This window comes from Streptomyces neyagawaensis (genome assembly GCF_023516595.1).
GTDB classification, from domain to species: Bacteria; Actinomycetota; Actinomycetes; order Streptomycetales; family Streptomycetaceae; genus Streptomyces; species Streptomyces neyagawaensis.
Genome location: NZ_JAMGBG010000120.1, coordinates 1 through 1,863, shown reverse-complemented (window position 1 = coordinate 1,863; position 1,863 = coordinate 1). Strand labels below are relative to the sequence as shown.

Here is a 1,863-nt window from a genome sequence, read left to right as displayed (position 1 = left end):
CTCCGACGGCACCCCTCAGACCCGGTGACACCACCCCCCAGGTCATGCGTTCGACAGGGGGCAAAAGTCATGCCGGGCCCGGAGGCCAGCGGTCCTCTTGCAGGACCGCAAAAAAACATAACGGAGGGAAACAGCGCTGCGCGTGCGGGGCATTGCCGTGTTCACCGGCGAGGGGCGGACGTCGGCCAGGTCCCAGCTCTCCGTACGGCCGGCACGGTCGCCGGTCCCGACGGTCGCGACGGGGCGAGGAGGGAGCGGCCCGCGTCAGTGATGGTGACGGGCTGCCCGGCGTGCAGCGGACGAGAGTCGTCACGCTCGACGAGCCCGGCCGCCTCCAAGCGCTGGAACTGGCTGTACGGAATCCGGGTGCCGGAAGCGGTCACGACCGACAGGCGCTGCGTGAGCAGGTGTTCGTGAAGCTTGGCGCCCTGGGCGATGGACAGCAGTGCCGCGTGATCCGGCGCCGGGAGTTCCGCCGACGGTCGGGTTCCGCGTGTCCGGGCAGCGTCTTCCACTACTTCCAGCGCCGCCATGACCTGCTGTTCGTGCTCGTCCCGGGTGGCCGCGGCCTGCTCCAGCGTGGCGATGGTTCGATGGATGCGCGTAATCAGCGCCTCGTCGACTTCGAACTCACCGGAGGCCAGCCGCTGGAGCAGAACCCGGTAGAAGGTCACGGCATGTACTGCCTCTACCAGTGCGCGGTGGGCGTCGACCAGACGTGCGCGTGGCTCGTCGAGGAGGCCGCTGTCACGGTGCTGCCACAGCTGATCGATGCTGTGGCCGACAGCCGCCTCTATTCGGTGATCAAGCGCCGTGAGCGCCTTCTTCGCGGACGCAGACGGAGGGGTGGAAGGCATGGGCGGGGGTGGTTTCTCGATGGTGGGCGATCACGACGGCCCGTCGTCGGTGGGCTCGCCGAGCAGAATCCGGACAGCGACGTGCGTGCCGTCGCGGGTGTGTTCAACGGGCCCAAGGCGGGCGAGCAGGCGCAGCATCGCCGTGTTGGAAGCCTCGGTGTACGCGGTCAGAGTGTGGGCACCACGACTGCGGGCGTGGACGGCAGCGTGCCGGGCAAGCAGTGTGCCGATGCCACGGCGCTGGTGGGCGTCGGCGACCTGCAGTCCAAGATCGACGACACCGTCCCCGCGACTGACGAACCCTGCCGAGACCATCGCGAGCGGAGTTTCCTCGATGTCGAGGCCGATCCAGACAGCGCAGTGGCCCAGCAGCCGGGTGAAGTCGCGCCGGGTGATGCGGGTCCGGCCCCACCGCCGGAGCATGTTCACCTCGGAGCAGTCCTGGTGGAGGCGATCACCCAGTGCCCAGTCCGCCTCGGTCGCCGGGTGGATCCTGGCGAGCAGCGGGTGGTTCAGCTGGGAAACCCCTCAAGGGCGAGCAGCACGGCACTGCGCCGGTACCCCTTGACCTTCCGGTCGTCGTCCATGGCGCAGGCGTACACGTTGTTCAGGGCCAGGAGCTTAGCGAGACGGATCTCGGTCAGGCCGGCGTACGGGCCGCGCCCACCGTCGCCTCCGGAGAGGTCGCTGAGAGAGGCGACGAGATCCTCCGCTGACAGGGAGGGCGGGTCCCCGGCGGCAGCGAAGGCGTCAAGACAGGCGTGCAGGATCGTCTCGGGCCGGTTCCGGCAGTGCGGCGGGGCATCCTCCTCGGCCTCGATGGTGGCACCGGACGCGGGTCCGCAGCAGCACGCTTGGGACAACAGCCGGGTCAACTCCACTTCGAGACGCAGACGTTCGGCGAGCTGGCGGGCGAAGAGATCCGGCCGCTCGATGGCGAGGACGCCGTCCGCGCGGTCGCCGACGAGGGCGTCGAGTTCCTCGTCGAGGTCCTGGCAGTCCCGGG

At 69.4% G+C, this 1,863-nt stretch carries 3 protein-coding genes; all 3 read right to left on the bottom strand.

The features are described from left to right. Window positions 1-161: 161 nt before the first annotated feature. Window positions 162-857: a hypothetical protein gene (locus M8J73_RS35190; RefSeq protein ID WP_055539163.1), complete on the bottom strand. Its 696-nt coding sequence runs from the start codon at window positions 855-857 to the stop codon at window positions 162-164. A gap of 30 nt (window positions 858-887) precedes the next feature. Beyond that, window positions 888-1,280: a GNAT family N-acetyltransferase gene (locus tag M8J73_RS35185; RefSeq protein ID WP_055539172.1), complete on the bottom strand. Its 393-nt coding sequence runs from the start codon at window positions 1,278-1,280 to the stop codon at window positions 888-890. 89 nt (window positions 1,281-1,369) lie between these two features. Then, the coding region (locus tag M8J73_RS35180) for a hypothetical protein (protein WP_249829511.1) at window positions 1,370-1,863 on the bottom strand (494 nt) is incomplete at its 5' end.